Source organism: Citrobacter sedlakii NBRC 105722 (genome assembly GCF_000759835.1).
Taxonomy (GTDB): domain Bacteria; phylum Pseudomonadota; class Gammaproteobacteria; order Enterobacterales; family Enterobacteriaceae; genus Citrobacter_A; species Citrobacter_A sedlakii.
Genome location: NZ_BBNB01000001.1, coordinates 99,321 through 113,981, shown reverse-complemented (window position 1 = coordinate 113,981; position 14,661 = coordinate 99,321). Strand labels below are relative to the sequence as shown.

The following is a 14,661-nucleotide window of genomic DNA, read 5'->3' as shown; positions in this document are numbered from 1 at the left end:
TATCTCTGAAAAGGAGATGCGTACCACAAAATACCCGACGAATCGGGCATTTACCGCATTGTTCGTCTGTTATGCAGAAAAGGTCAGTAATACTTTGCAGCACTGACGCTGATCTTTTTCGAATATTTCAAGGGCGTCGGTAATATGGTGATAGTCAAACTGATGAGTAATTAACTTTTCGGGATCGATAAATCCCTTTTCAATCCATTCGATGACGGTGGGAAATTTGTGCGCATTCAGTCGCGATGAAAAAATAGAAAGCTCTTTACCGGTAATGCCCTGCTGCGTAATCACGCACGGGTCGCTGGAAAAACCCATTAACACGATACGCGCCGCAGGTGACGCAAGGCCAATGGCTTCCGGGAGAATGGCTGGATGACAGGCCGCGTCAACAATCAGGGTCGGCTTGATTCCTTTTTCTTCGAGCCAGGATTGCAGTGTAAGCTCGCTATTATTCAGGATCACATCAGCGCCGCATGTTTTTGCCATCGCCAGACGTTCTTCAATACGATCGGCCACAATCACGGTGCCAACGTTATAAACACCTTTTAACGCCTGTAAAGTGGTTAACCCCATCGGACCGGCGCCGTAAATGAGCGCAATATCATTTTCTGTCGGCTCAACCTGTCCGGTAACATTTGCGGCAATCGTAAAAGGTTCAACCATCACGGCGTGACGATCGGGGATCGTCTCCGGAATAACGTAGGCATTCCTGGCTGGCGCAGTCACATATTCACTAAAACCGCCGTCCCGGTGCACGCCTAATACCACTAATGACGTGCAAACATTGGGTTTGCCAATTGAGCAGGGATAGCATTCCCCGCAGCTAATAACCGGATCCAGCGCCACACGTTCACCAATACGGCGCGTATCTACGCCCTCGCCCACTTTATCTATCACACCAAAAACTTCGTGACCGATAACGCGTGGATATTTCGCAAACGGATTATGACCGCGATAAATATGACTGTCCGATCCGCATATTCCGGCGAGTTTAACCCGAACGCGAACGTCTCCTTTTCGCGGTTCGGGTAATTCCCGTTGTTCAATCACCAGATTATTGGGTTGCTGAATAACGACACTTTCCATGCGCTTTCCTTACATCAAATTAGTGATGCAAGAAATTTATTCATTCCCGAACTACCATACAAGCATGGTGATCAAAAAACCGACGGGCGATCACAAAAAAGCGATCTATGTCCGTCCCCATCCCGCAACAATGATCAGCATGCCACACAGCGCAACGACGGCCCCTGTCCAGTCATAAAGACTAAGTTTCACGTCGTCCACTATGCGTAACCATACGAGCGCAGTACATACGTAGACGCCGCCGTAGGCGGCATATACGCGTCCGCTGGCAGCCGGATGGAGCGTCAACAGCCAGACAAACAGGGCCAGAGCAATGCCAGCGGGAACCAACAGCCAGATCGTTGCCCCGCGTTTTAGCCAGAGCCAGGGTAAAAAGCAGCCGACGATTTCACACAACGCCGTGGCAATAAAAAGAAGTGTCGTTTTGATCATGGTTGTCGTTTATTGAGCTGAGGTTAAATCATGATACGCGATAATCGTCGTCGCTTATCCATGACCTTCAGGCGGGTATGCCCTGCGCCGTGATTAGTGTAGAATTTGCCTGTAAGTGATGATTTTATACCCCACTCATGAAAGGAATTTGCCATGAACATTACACTTAGCAAGCGTCTGGGCCTGACGGCAATGCTGCTGCTTGGTGCTGTCGTGTATACCGCGTCTGCTCAGGCTGAGACCAGCAGGCTGGTGATCGAGTCCGGCGACAGCGCGCTGAGCCGTCAGCAAGCGGCAATGCAAAAAGAACAATGGAATGACACGCGCAATCTGCGCCAGAAAGTGAATAAACGCGCTGAAAAAGAGTGGGACAAAGCAGATGCCGCTTTTGATAACCGCGACAGCTGTGAGCAAAGCGCTAATCTCAATGCGTACTGGGAACCGAATACCCTGCGCTGTCTGGACCGCCGTACAGGCCGGGTTATCGCGCCTTAATGTCGTGATGCGAAAAGACGCTAAGGAATCGGTATGACAAGCGCCCTCAGTGTAAAGTTGCGCCCGCTGGAGCGTGAAGATTTACGTTTCGTCCATCAACTCGACAATAACGCCAGCGTAATGCGTTACTGGTTCGAAGAACCTTACGAGGCATTCGTTGAGTTGTCGGATCTCTACGACAAGCACATTCACGATCAAAGTGAACGCCGGTTTGTCGTGGAGTGCGATGGCCAGAAAGCCGGACTGGTTGAACTGGTGGAGATTAACCACGTCCACCGCAGAGCCGAGTTTCAGATCATTATTTCCCCGGAATTTCAGGGTAAAGGACTTGCCTCACGCGCGGCCAGGCTGGCGATGGACTACGGATTTACCGTACTTAACCTGTATAAACTGTATTTAATCGTTGATAAAGAAAATGAAAAAGCGATTCATATCTACCGTAAGCTGGGCTTTATGGTGGAAGGCGAGCTAATCCATGAGTTTTTCATCAACGGCGAATACCGCAACACCATACGAATGTGTATTTTCCAGCATCAGTATCTGACGGAACTGAAAACGTCCGCACCCGCCATGTTGAAACCGACCGCGCAGTAACGCTGCGCGGCAAGGTCAGTAATAATCGATGGTATTTTTAATGGTGTAGTTATGCTCAACGGCAGGCTTGACGCTTTGATCGATAATCACCAGCGTGCAATCCGTAGGATTGGCGTGACTGTCGTAGTCGCAGGTCTGCTTCACATTGCCTAACGGGCGATCGTTCAGCAGACTTACTGCCGTATAGTCGAGCTTCTTACGCGGGTCTGATGAAGGTTTCGCTTCCACCGATAATGTCTGATCTTTCGTCACGGTGGTTTTACCCAGTGGATACCCTTCGGAATCATAGCGATAATGTACTTTCATCTCTTTACCAACGGCGGTGACAATAAACCCATTGTCATCGGTGTCCCAGACCACACCCGCAGAGGGCAGCTCCGCTAGCTGGCATTTCCCTTGCAGGCGCACCCGCTTTTCCAGCGTTTCCGCGTCGCGGTAATAGTTAGCATCCAGAACAAGGGCAACGGCGGTATTATTTTCCAGGTCGTGCAACTCCAGCGTATCAAAGCAGCCTTCCTCAGAAAGCGAGCCATTTACCCGTTTCGCCACTTCGCCCTTTTCATTGAGTAATGTCTGGCTGAAGTCTTTCACCGGGCCCCGCAGCGGGTCAAAATCGAACTCATTTGAGAAGCTGGCCATTTCAGGCGTAAAAGAAAGCGGCAGCGTGTTATTGTCGCATCCTGCCAGCACAAGGCCGCAAAGCAAAAAAAGGCACTGTTTTTTCACACATTCCCCGTCAACCATGGATGATTCCCAATCATATTAGCAAATACAGTTATTTACACTAAGGGTGCTATGCTTATTTTAGCGCATCTCATAAAAGGAGCAGATGATGAAAGTCACCCGAGGAATACTGACGTGTTTATTGTTGAGCGCGTCCCCGCTGGTTTTTGCGGTTCCGAACTCGTGCGAACGCGTTAAAAGCGATATTGAACAGCGCATCATTAATAATGGCGTGCCGGAAGCGAATTTTACGCTCAGCATTGTGCCAAACGATCAGGCTGACCAGCCGGATTCCCAGGTCGTCGGACATTGCGCCAACGACACCCACAAAATTCTGTATACCCGCACCAGCAGCGGCAATGCACCGGCAAATACTGCGCCTTCGCAGGATGGCGCCAGCGCCGAACCGCAATAATGCGACCCGATGTTACCCGCCTTTCCTGGTGGGTAACGTCCTTTTGATTTGGATTAATACCCGCCGCGCCTGAACAGGTACACTCTCGCCCACTGATGCACGCATCGTGCAATACACCTGCATTGTTGGATACTGTTAATGACTGAATTTACGCAACGTGACGATTTCGCCATGACGGCGCGGGTACTGGGCGCGCTGTTTTACTATGCGCCGGACAGCAATGAGGCCGCGCCGCTGGTCGCATTATTAAAAACAGAAGAGTGGCAGGCCCAGTGGCCGCTGCCCACACATAAGCTTGCGCCTCTCGGTCAGTTGCTTCAGCGCGACGCGGAAGAAACGCTGGCGCAGGCATGGCAGCGTCTGTTTGTCGGACCTTACGCGCTGCCTTCGCCACCGTGGGGTTCCGTCTGGCTGGATCGTGAAAATGTGCTGTTTGGTGATTCCACGCTGGCCCTGCGCCAGTGGATGCGCGACAACGGGATTCACTTTGCGATGCAGCAAAATGAGCCGGAAGATCATTTTGGCGCCTTGTTGCTTCTCGCCGCCTGGCTGGCAGAAAACGGGCGCCATATGCAGTGCGCCGAACTGCTGGCGTGGCATCTGTTGCCATGGTCGTCGCGCTTTCTCGATGTTTTTATCGACAATGCCGGACATCCGTTTTACCAGGCCGTCGGCGAGCTGGCGCGTCTGACCCTTGCCGACTGGCAGTCGACGCTGATCGTCCCGGTGGCCGTGAAAAAACTGTATCGGTGAGCATAAATCCTCACTTTACGCTGGCCGGAAAGCAGAAGGATGGCGCTTCCGGCCCGACACGATTGTGACAACGTCACTTTTCATTGCCGCTTTTAAGACAATTCTTTACAGAGCGAACCACCCGTTGCGCCATAAGGCCTGATCCCCCTTACAGATCAGCAGCCTGGTTCACTTTTTACGCCGTCTGACTGGCGGCCTTCTCCCCCTGTTGCTATAGCTCAAAACACCCTGCCGATACATGGCATAACAACACGCAGCGGCAACCCGCTGCCATAACGCATGCAAACAGGGAGACACACCGCAATGCACACTTCCGCGTTAAAACGCGTCGCCGCCTTCACTTTCGCCATTATCATTGTGCTGGCGCTGGTGGTCTGGGGAGTCGGCCTCGACACGCTTCAGGCCCGACAGGTCGATCTGCTGTATCTCGGTAAACAGCACCTCTTTTTAGTGTTCAGTTCAATGTTTTTGGCTCTGCTGGTGGGGATCCCCAGCGGCATTTTACTGAGTCGTCCAGCCGCCAAAGGCATTGCCGAATACGTCATGCAGATCTTTAATGTCGGCAACACCCTGCCTCCGCTGGCTGTGCTGGCGCTCGCCATGGTGATTATCGGCATCGGCGATATTCCTGCGATCGTCGCGCTGTTCCTGGCTTCGCTGTTGCCCATCGTTCGTAACACCTACGCAGGCCTCTGCTCCGTCCCCGCCTCGCTGATTGAAGCAGCGAACGGCATTGGCATGACCAAATGGCAGCGGTTGTGGCAGGTGGAATTGCCGAACGCATGGCCGGTCATGCTTTCAGGGATCCGGATCGCCACGGCCATTAACGTCGGTACCGCCCCGCTGGCCTTTCTGATTGGCGCCAGCAGCTACGGCGAGCTGATCTTCCCCGGTATTTACCTGAACGACTTCCCGACGCTTATTCTGGGCGCGACCGCCACGGCGCTTTTCGCCCTGATCCTTGACAGCCTGCTCGCATGGCTTGGCCGGGCCCTGAGTCCGCACACGGCATGAAGACAATGATAAGAACATGGAGCGCTAAATGAAGATTAAAAGACACCTGTTGGGCTGGCTTGCCTATGTGCTGATTTTCAGCGCGCAGGCGCAAGCCGCCCCGATCGTCCTCGCCACGAAAGGCTTTACCGAGCAGCACATTCTGTCGGCGATGACGGTGCTGTATCTGCAAAAGAAAGGCTTTCAGGTTGAGCCTCGCACCAATATTGCGGCCGTGATTTCGCGTAACGCCATGGTCAACAACCAGATTGATGTGACCTGGGAATATACCGGCACTTCGCTGATCATTTTCAACCGTATCGATAAACGGATGACGCCGCAGGAGTCCTACGACACGGTGAAGCGGTTGGATGCAGAGAAAGGTCTGGTCTGGCTGAAACCCGCCGATATGAATAATACCTACGCCTTTGCCATGCAGCGCAAACGCGCCGAGGCGGAAAACATCACCACGATGTCCCAAATGGTGGCGAAAATTGACCACATTCGCCAGACCGATCCGGATAAAAACTGGCTACTGGGCCTCGACCTTGAATTTGCCGGTCGTAGCGACGGTATGAAACCTTTACAGCAGGCTTACCAGATGAATCTGGACCGCCCACAGATCCGGCAGATGGATCCTGGTCTTGTCTATAACGCCGTTCGCGATGGTTTTGTTGACGCAGGGCTGGTGTATACCACCGATGGGCGAGTAAAAGGGTTCGATCTGAAAGTTCTGGAAGACGACAAAGGCTTTTTCCCCAGCTACGCGGTCACCCCGGTGGTGCGCAAACCGATTCTTGATGCCAACCCGGGACTGGAAGAGGCGCTGAATACCCTTTCCGCTCTACTGAACAACGACGTAATAAGTACGCTCAATGCGAAAGTGGATATCGATCATCAGTCGCCTCAGCAGGTCGCGCGTGAATTCCTGCAACAGAAAAAGCTGCTGTAAGGAGCCAATATGGACACGATTCATTTCATGATTGATAACGCGGGCTATCTCGCCAGCCTTACCTTCCAGCATTTATGGCTGGTGCTGTTGGCCGTCGGCCTGGCAATAGTGATTGGCGTACCGCTGGGCGTGCTGATTGTTCGCCACAAATGGCTGGCCACGCCGGTACTCAGCTTCGCGACCCTGATGCTCACCATCCCGTCTATTGCGCTGTTTGGCTTAATGATCCCGCTCTTTTCGCTGATCGGTCAGGGAATCGGCGCGTTACCCGCCGTTACCGCGGTATTCCTCTATTCATTGCTGCCAATCGTGCGCAATACCCATACGGCGCTGGACAGTCTGCCGCCGGGGCTGCGCGAGGCCGGTCGCGGTATCGGCATGACCTTCTGGCAGCGCCTGCGCTGGGTTGAAATTCCGATGGCGCTGCCGGTGATATTTGGCGGTATTCGCACCGCTGTGGTCATGAACATCGGCGTAATGGCGATCGCCGCCGTGATTGGCGCGGGCGGTCTGGGTTTACTGTTATTAAACGGTATCGGCGGCAGCGATATTCGCATGTTGATCGCCGGTGCGTTGTTGATTTGTATTTTAGCGATTGTGCTGGACTGGCTACTGCATCGCCTGCAGGTCGTTCTGACACCAAAGGGGATTCGATAATGATAAAACTGGAAAACCTCACCAAACAATTTTCCCAGAAAAAGGGCCAACCGCTGAAGGCGGTAGATAACGTTAATCTGAACGTTCCGGAAGGCGAAATGTGCGTTCTGCTGGGGCCGTCAGGCTGTGGCAAAACCACCACGCTGAAAATGATTAACCGCCTGATCACGCCCAGCAGCGGTAATATCTTGATCAACGGCGAAGACACCAGCGGAATGGATACTGTCACCTTGCGCCGCAATATTGGCTACGTGATCCAGCAAATCGGCCTGTTCCCGAACATGACGATTGAAGAGAACATCACCGTGGTACCGAGGATGCTGGGCTGGGACAAGGCCCGCTGTCAACGACGCGCGGAGGAGTTAATGGATATGGTGGCAATGGATGCGAAGAAATTCCTCCACCGCTATCCAAAAGAGATGTCCGGGGGGCAGCAGCAGCGTATCGGCGTGATCCGCGCGCTGGCAGCCGATCCGCCAGTACTGCTGATGGATGAACCGTTTGGCGCCGTTGACCCCATTAACCGGGAAGTGATCCAAAACCAGTTTCTGGAAATGCAGCGCGCGTTGAAAAAGACCGTTATGCTGGTGAGTCATGATATTGATGAAGCCCTGAAGCTCGGCGATCGGATCGCGGTTTTCCGGCAGGGACGAATCGTCCAGTGCGCCAGCCCGGATGAATTGCTGGCGAAGCCGGCTAACGAGTTTGTCGGCTCGTTTGTCGGCCAGGACCGAACGCTTAAACGTCTGCTGTTGGTTTCAGCGGGGGATGTCACCGATCAGCAGCCGACGCTGACGGCACGTCCCACTACCCCGCTGCAGGAGGCCTTTGCCATCATGGACGATAACGATATTCGCGCGATCACCGTGGTGGATGCCGACGGAAAACCCGTGGGCTTCGTTAAGCGCCGGGAAGCGCGGAACGCCACCGGGGTCTGTTCGGATATCATTCATCCCTTCCGCATCACCGGAAAGGCGGAAGATAACCTGCGTATCGTGCTGTCGCGTCTGTACGAGAGTAACACCAGTTGGATGCCCATTGTCGATGAAGACGGCCGCTACAACGGTGAAATTTCCCAGGACTATATTGCCGATTACCTGAGTTCGGGACGCACCCGCCGGGCGTTGAACATCCACGACAGTCATTAACCGCGTAGCCTGACAGAGGGTTGCTGATCAGGCTCCCCCTTTTCGCACTCACGGCTTTTGCTTCTGTGCACTTTTCCCCGCAAAATAGACGGTTTCAGACTTCCTGTGACCGTTTATGCATCGTCTCCATGCCTGGCCCGATCTACGCGCCATGTTTCGCCGTCTGTGCTTTGCCGCCCTCGTGGGCATCTTCGCCGCGCTGGCGGTCGCCTGCTTCCGTCATGCGATGCTATTGCTGGAATGGGTATTTCTCAGCAATGACAGCGGCAGTCTGGTCAACGCCGCGACGGGTCTGTCGCCCTGGCGACGCGTCCTGACGCCAGCGCTGGGAGGACTGGCGGCCGGTTTGCTGCTGTGGGGATGGCAAAAGCGCAGCCAGTTGCGACCGCACGCGCCCACTGACTATATGGAAGCCCTGCAAACCGACGGTCGGTTTGATTATGGCGCGAGCTTAATCAAATCCCTGGCTTCGCTACTGGTGGTCGCCAGCGGTAGCGCGATTGGTCGTGAAGGGGCGATGATTTTGTTGGCCGCGCTGGCGGCCTCCTGCTTTGCCCGCCGGTTCGCGCCTCAGCACGAGTGGAAATTGTGGATCGCCTGCGGCGCGGCGGCAGGTATGGCCAGCGCGTATCACGCCCCGCTGGCGGGCAGCCTGTTTATTGCGGAAGTCCTGTTTGGTACGTTGATGCTGGCGTCGCTCGGTCCGGTCGTTGTTTCCGCCGTGGTAGCGCTGCTGATCACCCATGCGCTGAACGGGGGTAACGATGTGCTCTACACGGTTCATCTGTCGCGGTCGCTGCATCTTACCGAGTACGGACTGATCGTCAGCACAGGCCTGCTTGCCGGTCTTTGCGGTCCCCTGTTGATGGGGTTGATGTCTGCCAGCCACCGCGCATTTCTTCTGCTCAGACTGTCACCGCCGTGGCAGCTGGCGCTGGGCGGGCTCATCGTCGGCTTACTTTCCCTGCTCACGCCAACGGTATGGGGCAACGGCTACAGCGTGGTGCAGTCATTTCTGCTTTCGCCGCCGCTGATGGCGGTTGTCACGGGGATTTTTCTTTGCAAGCTGCTCGCGGTGCTGGCCAGCAGCGGTTCCGGCGCGCCTGGCGGCGTATTCACCCCGACGCTGTTTATCGGCCTGGCCGTAGGGATGTTTGTTGGACGCCTTTGGGGAATGTGGCTTCCCGGTTCCGACGAACTGGCGGTCTTGTTAGGCTTAACGGGAATGGCGACGCTGCTGGCAGCGACAACGCATGCGCCCGTTATGTCGGCGCTGATGATTTGTGAAATGACCGGAGAGTATCGACTGCTCCCCGGCTTGTTGATGGCCTGTGTACTGGCCTCGGTGCTGTCGCGAACCTTACGCCACGACTCGATCTACCGCCAGCACGCTGCCGAGCATTGACAGGCGAATGTACTGACCCAGTTCACGCTGCTCAGCGCGCGGCAGATAAGGCAGCTCGCCAATCAGCGGCGCGGGCAGTTTTTTGCTCAGCACGTCGATAATTTCGGCGTAGTGCGCGAGGCCCGGGTTGATGCGGTTTGCGACCCAGCCGATCAGCGGTAAGCCGTCATTGGCGATCGCCTGGGCTGTCAGCAGCGCATGGTTGATACACCCTTCCTGAATGCCCACCACCATCAGTACCGGAAGCTGTTCCTGAACCACCCATTCGGAGAGCGGGCGCAGATCGTTCATCAGGCTGCGCCAGCCGCCGGTGCCTTCTACCACAACGTGATCGACCTTTTCAGTCAGGCTGGCCAGCCCGTCAGAAATCAGGGTGTAATTGATGGGACAACTGTGGGCGACGCTGCTTTCATCTTCGCTGAGCGCGATGGGATTCACCGCTTCATAGGGCAAGTCCAGCGTAGAGACGCTCTGCAGCACCAACGCGTCTTTATTGCGCAGACCGTCCGGGGTCTCTTTACTGCCCTTGGCGACAGGCTTATAGCCAGCCACGCTTTTACCACCCGACGCTAACGCTTGTAGTAATGCGCGGGAAACCACCGTCTTCCCAACAGAAGTGTCTGTACCTGTAATAAAGAAACGCTTCAGCATCACTAACTCCACCGTTATGCTTCGAAAATATAAGCCAGGAAAATAATACAGTAGAGAAAGTCTAAGGTATGCCAGAATAGCTCAGCTTGCGTTAGCGCAAATTTTGGTAGATCAAATCAAAAATGTTAACCCTGTAATAGACGAATCAGTAAAGAACCGTTATACATCGCGTCTTTTACCAGTGCGGCGCCGGCCATGGTGCCCTGATTAGAAAACTGCGTACTCTCGACAACCATATTTTTGCTGTAGGCGGGTAGCGCCTGCTGCCGAATGCTGTCTGCGATGGCCGGAAACAGCACATCAGCGGCTTTGCTCAGCGGCGAGCCAATCAGTATTTTTTGCGGGTTAAATAAATTCACCATGATCGCCAGAATGCGCCCCACATGGGCCCCGACGCCCGCGATAATATCTTTTGCCAGTAGATCGCCCTGTAGCGCGGCCTGACACAGTGAATCCACGGTGAGCGGCTGCCCGTGCAGCGTGGAACTCATCGACTGCCCCAGACGAAGCTGGGCCAGCTCAAGTACGCTCTCGATACTGGCGATGGTTTCCAGACAACCGTGGTTGCCGCAGTAGCAACGTTTACCGTAAGGGTCGACCTGCGTGTGCCCGATCTCCACCAGGCTACTGCTCCCTGCGTGTAGCAAATGCCCGTCGGTGATGACCCCTGCGCCAACGTTATGGTCAATGACCACCTGAATCACATCGCGCGCGCCGCGAGACGCGCCAAACAGGGCTTCCGCCATCGTCCATGCGCTGATGTCATGCTGAATGTACACCGGCACTCCGGTGTGCTGTTCAAGCGCTTCCCCCAGCGGCATCTCTTTCACATCTTCATAAAAGGGCATCCGGTGCACGATACCATTTTCGGTATCGATAATGCCGGGCAGAGTAATGGCGATAGAGGTCAGGCGTTCGAGCAACTGCTGATGACGGATGAAAAACTGGTCGATCAACGTGATGATACGTTCGAGTAACGGCTGTTCGTCGTCAAGCGGCAGTTCCAGACACTCTTCGACGACCAGCTTACTGCTGAGATCGCGTAATGCGAGAAAGATTTCGCCCCGGCTGATACGCAGAGATAAATAGTGCCAGGCCTCGGTCTCCACCACCAGCCCTACCGCGGGTCGGCCCCGGCTTCCGGCCTCTTTGATTTCCAGTTCCTGAACCAAATGCGCTTCCAGCATTTCACGGACAATTTTGGTGATACTGGCTGGCGCAAGCTGCGCGAGACGAGAAAGGTCGATACGCGATACCGGCCCCAGCTGATCAATCAGGCGATAAACCGCGCCCGCATTGGTCTGCTTTATTTGATCGATGTGCCCAGGCTGACTATCAGCAACCACCTCTGACTCCCTTTATTTTCGCGCTCCGAAATAATCTGTAGGCTATGGTGAAGTACTTCAATACGCAACGTCAACTTTTTACTTAGCCGTGTGATTTACCGCACATTTTTAGCCGTTATTAAATTAATTTAAGCGCTTCTCACTGCCTGAAGTAACTGCTGGCGAAAACGGATCGCTGCCTGACTGTGTTCACGGTGGCGGGACCAGACCAGCCACATTTCGGAAACGGCATCTTCTTCCGCCAGCGGCACCCAGCACATTTCATTAAGCTGCACCTTTTTGAACGACGCCGGAAGAATGGAGACGCCTAAACCTGCGGCAACCAGGCCGATGATGGTCATCGCTTCCCCCACCTCCTGCGTAATGACCGGAGACAGATTATAACGGCGCATTAACCCGAGAATGTCGTCATAAAGGCCGGTGCCGACATGCGGGTCGAAAAAGACAAACGGCTCTTTTGCCAGTTCCGCTAATGTCACCACGGGCTTTTGCGCCAGTCGGTGCGCGCGCGGAATCATGGCCATTAAAGGTTCATGCAAGATCACTTCGTATTGTAACGTTTCCGGTAGCGGCGTGTTGCGCATGAGCCCCAACTCCAGCGCCCCTTCGCCAAGCGGCGTGAGCTGCTCGCGAGTATTCATCTCCCGGGTCTGAAGGTGCACGTCAGGATAATGCTGGCGGAACAGGGACAGCGTATCGGAGACGGCGCGGATAAACGGCGCAGAGGAGGTAAAGCCGATGCGTAACTCCCCCGCTTCTCCTTGATGGAGCCGCGCCGCGCGAGCGGCGGCATCGTCCACTTGCGCGAGGATCTGACGGCTGTCAGCGAGGAATTGCTTGCCCGCCGCGGTCAGCGCCACGCTGCGATTGGTACGCGCCAGCAGTCGGGCGCCAACATGCTGTTCCAGCATCTGAATTTGCTGACTTAGCGGCGGCTGCGAAATATTCAGACGGGCGGCGGCGCGTCCAAAATGAAGTTCTTCTGCAACAGCAACGAAATAGCGCAGATGACGTAACTCAATATTCATATCTTTAACATATTATTTGAGATAATTAATATATTAGACAGAATATTGAGATTTTCCTACCCTGATCGTCAGGGTTGCGCCCGTCCCTTTTCGTCACGGGGCTATTGAGCAAGGATTTCAAGTGAGTCGTACAACTACGGTCAGTGACGCGTCGGCAGGCGACATTGAACCACAGCGCATTTCTCAGCCGGTTCAGTTTATCAAACGGGGGACATCCTCCTTCATGCGCGTCACGCTGGCGCTGTTCTCGGCAGGTCTGGCGACCTTTGCCCTGCTTTATTGCGTACAGCCTATTCTTCCCGTGCTCTCTCACGAATTTGGCGTGTCGCCTGCAAGTAGCAGTATTTCACTGTCGATCTCTACCGGAATGCTGGCCGTTGGCCTCCTGTTTACCGGTCCATTGTCAGACGCGATTGGCCGTAAGCCGGTAATGGTTACCGCCCTGCTGCTGGCCTCCTGCTGTACGTTGCTGTCAACCCTGATGACAAGCTGGCACGGCATTCTGATCATGCGTGCGCTGATTGGTCTTTCGCTCAGCGGCGTGGCGGCGGTTGGGATGACCTATCTGAGCGAAGAGATTCACCCCAGTTTTGTCGCTTTTTCCATGGGGCTCTATATCAGCGGAAACTCCATCGGCGGAATGAGTGGGCGCTTGATCAGCGGTGTGGTAACAGACTTTTTCAGCTGGCGTATTGCGCTGGCCGCGATTGGCTGTTTCGCTCTCGCGTCAGCCCTGATGTTCTGGAAAATCCTGCCGGAATCGCGCCATTTCCGCCCGACCTCTTTACGGCCTAAGTCGCTGTTTATCAACTTTCGCCTGCACTGGCGTGACCGCGGGCTGCCGCTGCTGTTCGCGGAAGGCTTTTTGTTGATGGGATCCTTTGTCACCCTGTTTAACTACATTGGCTATCGGCTGATGCTGCCCCCCTGGGAACTGAGTCAGGCGGTGGTCGGCCTGCTGTCGGTCGCCTACCTGACCGGCACCTGGAGTTCGCCGAAGGCGGGCGCCATGACCGTCCGCTACGGGCGAGGTCCGGTCATGGTGGTTTCTACGGGCGTAATGCTGGTTGGCCTGTTGATGACCCTCTTCAGTTCACTCTGGTTGATTTTCACCGGTATGCTGCTCTTTTCCGCTGGATTTTTCGCCGCCCACTCAGTGGCAAGCAGTTGGATCGGTCCGCGCGCCCGCCGCGCAAAAGGTCAGGCGTCGTCTCTGTATCTGTTCAGCTACTATGTAGGATCAAGCATCGCCGGGACGCTGGGCGGCGTATTCTGGCACAATTACGGCTGGAACGGCGTCGGTGGGTTTATCGCTATTATGCTGGTGCTGGCGATTGTTGTCGGTCTGCGCCTGCATCGCCGTCTGCACGTTTGACCTGGTAGAATTATTTCGGTTGGCGCTGTACATAGGGTTACACGCCGATACCAATGACTCACGGACGTCCTCGATTATCAGCGATAAAGTATTTTCAACGGCCCCGCAGTGGGGTTGAATGAAAAACCAAATCGAGGGTATGAAAATGAAAAACGTATTAGCTCTGGTTGTTGCCGCTGCTATGGGTCTGTCTTCCGCCGCGTTTGCGGCAGAGACGGCAACCTCTCCCGCTCCGGCAACGCAAAGCGCTCCGGCGAAAACCACTCATACTAAAAAGCATCACAAAGCGGCCCCACAGAAAGCGCCAGAGCAAAAAGCGCAAGCGGCTAAAAAGCACAGCAAAAAAACCGCCACGCATCAAGCCGCTAAACCGGCTGCCCAGCCTGCAGCATAATTTCCGTTAAAACGTCGGCGCGCCCCTTTGCGCTAACGTATGCTGGCGCTGGACGCCCTGTTCAGCGCCTTTCTTCGGAGGGCTTCAGCGTGGGTCGTTATCGTTTTGAGGTCATTCTTATTTCATTAATTTTCTGCGCGCTTATCGCTATCCGCTTCTGGTTCGCCTGATCGTAGTTCGCTGATTTTCCTCTCACTTCTCCGTCGTTACG

General features: G+C 54.7%; 18 protein-coding genes. 12 read left to right on the top strand and 6 right to left on the bottom strand.

Translation table 11 applies throughout. The features are described from left to right. Window positions 1-69: 69 nt before the first annotated feature. A complete protein-coding gene (locus CSE01S_RS00590; protein ID WP_042282896.1) occupies window positions 70-1,089 on the bottom strand; it encodes a Zn-dependent oxidoreductase in 1,020 nt (339 codons plus the stop codon). A gap of 105 nt (window positions 1,090-1,194) precedes the next feature. Further along, window positions 1,195-1,521: a YnfA family protein gene (locus CSE01S_RS00585; protein WP_042282894.1), complete on the bottom strand. Its 327-nt coding sequence runs from the start codon at window positions 1,519-1,521 to the stop codon at window positions 1,195-1,197. A gap of 153 nt (window positions 1,522-1,674) precedes the next feature. Here CSE01S_RS00585 and CSE01S_RS00580 point away from each other — a divergent pair, with 153 nt between their 5' ends. Further along, the gene (locus CSE01S_RS00580) at window positions 1,675-2,016 is read left to right on the top strand and encodes a DUF1283 family protein (protein WP_042282892.1); all 342 of its coding nucleotides are present in this window, start codon (window positions 1,675-1,677) and stop codon (window positions 2,014-2,016) included. A 33-nt stretch (window positions 2,017-2,049) separates the two neighbouring features. Beyond that, the gene (gene speG / locus CSE01S_RS00575) at window positions 2,050-2,610 is read left to right on the top strand and encodes a spermidine N1-acetyltransferase (RefSeq protein WP_042282890.1); all 561 of its coding nucleotides are present in this window, start codon (window positions 2,050-2,052) and stop codon (window positions 2,608-2,610) included. A 15-nt stretch (window positions 2,611-2,625) separates the two neighbouring features. Here speG and CSE01S_RS00570 read toward each other — a convergent pair whose 3' ends face one another. Next, window positions 2,626-3,354, bottom strand: coding sequence for a YnfC family lipoprotein (locus CSE01S_RS00570; RefSeq protein WP_042282888.1), 729 nt, complete (start codon window positions 3,352-3,354; stop codon window positions 2,626-2,628). 88 nt (window positions 3,355-3,442) lie between these two features. Here CSE01S_RS00570 and CSE01S_RS00565 point away from each other — a divergent pair, with 88 nt between their 5' ends. The 7 genes from CSE01S_RS00565 to clcB all read left to right on the top strand — a co-directional run bounded on the left by CSE01S_RS00565 (window position 3,443) and on the right by clcB (window position 9,656). Next, window positions 3,443-3,748 carry a DUF1161 domain-containing protein gene (locus CSE01S_RS00565; RefSeq protein ID WP_042282886.1) on the top strand — a complete coding sequence of 102 codons (306 nt, stop codon included), beginning with the start codon at window positions 3,443-3,445 and terminating at the stop codon, window positions 3,746-3,748. Between the two features lie 138 nt (window positions 3,749-3,886). After that, a complete protein-coding gene (gene dmsD, locus CSE01S_RS00560; protein ID WP_042282885.1) occupies window positions 3,887-4,501 on the top strand; it encodes a Tat proofreading chaperone DmsD in 615 nt (204 codons plus the stop codon). Between the two features lie 303 nt (window positions 4,502-4,804). Beyond that, a complete protein-coding gene (gene osmY, locus CSE01S_RS00555) occupies window positions 4,805-5,515 on the top strand; it encodes an osmoprotectant ABC transporter permease OsmY (RefSeq protein WP_042282882.1) in 711 nt (236 codons plus the stop codon). Window positions 5,516-5,543: 28 nt separating this feature from the next. Further along, the gene (gene osmX / locus CSE01S_RS00550; RefSeq protein ID WP_042282881.1) at window positions 5,544-6,446 is read left to right on the top strand and encodes an osmoprotectant ABC transporter substrate-binding protein OsmX; all 903 of its coding nucleotides are present in this window, start codon (window positions 5,544-5,546) and stop codon (window positions 6,444-6,446) included. 9 nt (window positions 6,447-6,455) lie between these two features. Next, window positions 6,456-7,103, top strand: a complete 648-nt coding sequence (gene osmW, locus CSE01S_RS00545) for an osmoprotectant ABC transporter permease OsmW (protein WP_042282879.1) — start codon at window positions 6,456-6,458, stop codon at window positions 7,101-7,103. After that, window positions 7,103-8,251: an osmoprotectant ABC transporter ATP-binding protein OsmV gene (gene osmV, locus CSE01S_RS00540; RefSeq protein ID WP_042282877.1), complete on the top strand. Its 1,149-nt coding sequence runs from the start codon at window positions 7,103-7,105 to the stop codon at window positions 8,249-8,251. Before osmW ends, osmV begins: the two co-directional genes overlap by 1 nt. A 115-nt stretch (window positions 8,252-8,366) precedes the next feature. Further along, entirely contained in the window at window positions 8,367-9,656 is a 1,290-nt protein-coding gene (clcB, locus tag CSE01S_RS00535; RefSeq protein WP_042282875.1) for a voltage-gated ClC-type chloride channel ClcB, read from the top strand. On the opposite strand, the gene bioD is transcribed toward clcB, so the two are convergent. From bioD to ynfL, 3 genes are all read right to left on the bottom strand, one after another. Further along, window positions 9,612-10,307 carry a dethiobiotin synthase gene (gene bioD, locus CSE01S_RS00530; RefSeq protein ID WP_042282874.1) on the bottom strand — a complete coding sequence of 232 codons (696 nt, stop codon included), beginning with the start codon at window positions 10,305-10,307 and terminating at the stop codon, window positions 9,612-9,614. The two genes, clcB and bioD, sit on opposite strands and share 45 nt — an antisense overlap. Window positions 10,308-10,432: 125 nt before the next feature. Further along, window positions 10,433-11,653 (bottom strand): sugar metabolism global transcriptional regulator Mlc, encoded by a 1,221-nt coding sequence (gene mlc / locus CSE01S_RS00525; RefSeq protein WP_042282872.1) that lies wholly within the window; start codon window positions 11,651-11,653, stop codon window positions 10,433-10,435. 128 nt (window positions 11,654-11,781) lie between these two features. Beyond that, window positions 11,782-12,681, bottom strand: a complete 900-nt coding sequence (ynfL, locus tag CSE01S_RS00520) for a multidrug efflux transcriptional activator YnfL/SxtR(Kp) (RefSeq protein ID WP_042282870.1) — start codon at window positions 12,679-12,681, stop codon at window positions 11,782-11,784. A 121-nt stretch (window positions 12,682-12,802) separates the two neighbouring features. On the opposite strand from ynfL, the gene ynfM reads away from it, so the two are divergent. The 3 genes from ynfM (at window position 12,803) to ydgU (ending at window position 14,620) form a co-directional block, all read left to right on the top strand. Further along, complete coding sequence (gene ynfM, locus CSE01S_RS00515) at window positions 12,803-14,056, top strand: multidrug efflux MFS transporter YnfM/SxtP(Kp) (protein ID WP_042282868.1); 1,254 nt, start codon at window positions 12,803-12,805, stop codon at window positions 14,054-14,056. Between the two features lie 145 nt (window positions 14,057-14,201). Then, window positions 14,202-14,450, top strand: a complete 249-nt coding sequence (gene asr / locus CSE01S_RS00510) for an acid resistance repetitive basic protein Asr (protein WP_148365357.1) — start codon at window positions 14,202-14,204, stop codon at window positions 14,448-14,450. A gap of 89 nt (window positions 14,451-14,539) precedes the next feature. Beyond that, the gene (ydgU, locus tag CSE01S_RS23645) at window positions 14,540-14,620 is read left to right on the top strand and encodes a small membrane protein YdgU (RefSeq protein ID WP_455550473.1); all 81 of its coding nucleotides are present in this window, start codon (window positions 14,540-14,542) and stop codon (window positions 14,618-14,620) included. Window positions 14,621-14,661 lie beyond the last annotated feature (41 nt).